This is a genomic window from Prevotella sp. P5-64 (genome assembly GCF_002251285.1).
GTDB lineage: Bacteria > Bacteroidota > Bacteroidia > Bacteroidales > Bacteroidaceae > Prevotella.
The window spans coordinates 1-1,248 of record NZ_NPJK01000039.1; the positions used below are offsets into that span (position 1 = coordinate 1).

At 45.8% G+C, this 1,248-nt stretch carries 1 protein-coding gene; it reads left to right on the forward strand.

The window, feature by feature from the left end; translation table 11 throughout:
• Positions 1-1,248 (forward strand): IS1380-like element IS612 family transposase (locus CIK87_RS07820; protein WP_144008150.1); only part of this gene is annotated, 1,248 nt, incomplete at both ends.

Sequence of the window (1,248 nt, forward strand, 5' to 3'; positions counted from 1 at the left end):
AAACTCACACCTTTTGGAGGAATTTTTTCAATCATGGAGAAATTTGACTCCATGCTTTCACCCGTTATCGACTCAACACTGGGTCAGAGATGCAGCAGTATCTTCGGATATCAGTTCAGCGAGATAGTCCGTTCGCTGATGAGCGTTTATTTCTGTGGCGGCTCATGCGTGGAAGATGTAACGTCACAACTGATGCGCCATCTCTCGTATCATCCTACCCTTCGTACATGCAGCTCTGATACCATCCTCAGAGCCATCAAGGAACTGACACAGGAAAACATCTCCTATACTTCCGACCAAGGCAAGACCTATGATTTCAATACTGCAGACAAACTCAACACATTGCTTATAAACGCTTTGGTTTCTACAGGCGAGTTGAAGGAAATTGAGGAATACGATGTTGACTTTGACCATCAGTTCCTTGAAACGGAGAAGTATGATGCAAAACCGACCTACAAAAAGTTCCTCGGCTACAGGCCTGGCGTATATGTTATCGGTGACAAGATAGTCTATATCGAGAACAGCGATGGTAACACGAATGTGCGTTTTCATCAGGCAGACACCCATAAGAGATTCTTCGCTCTTCTGGAATCCCAGAACATCCGTGTAAATCGCTTCAGGGCAGACTGCGGTTCCTGCTCGAAGGAAATCGTCAGTGAGATAGAGAAGCATTGCAAACATTTCTACATCCGTGCCAACCGATGCAGTTCGCTCTACAATGACATCTTTGCTCTGAGAGGATGGAAGACGGAGGAGATTAACGGCATCCAGTTCGAACTCAATTCCATTCTCGTTGAGAAATGGGAAGGCAAGTGCTATCGTCTTGTCATCCAGAGACAAAGACGCAACAGTGGCGACCTTGACCTGTGGGAAGGCGAATACACTTACCGTTGTATTCTGACCAACGATTACAAGTCATCGACAAGGGACATTGTTGAATTCTACAATCTGCGTGGCGGCAAGGAACGTATCTTTGACGACATGAACAACGGATTCGGTTGGAGCAGGCTCCCCAAGTCATTCATGGCGGAGAATACTGTCTTTCTTCTGCTTACTGCATTGATACACAATTTCTACAAGACCATCATGAGCAGGCTTGACACCAAGGCTTTTGGGCTCAAGAAAACGAGTCGCATAAAGGCTTTTGTCTTCAGATTCATCTCCGTACCTGCCAAGTGGATCATGACTGCAAGGCAATACGTGCTGAATATCTACACAGAGAACCGAGCTTATGCAAAACCCTTCAAA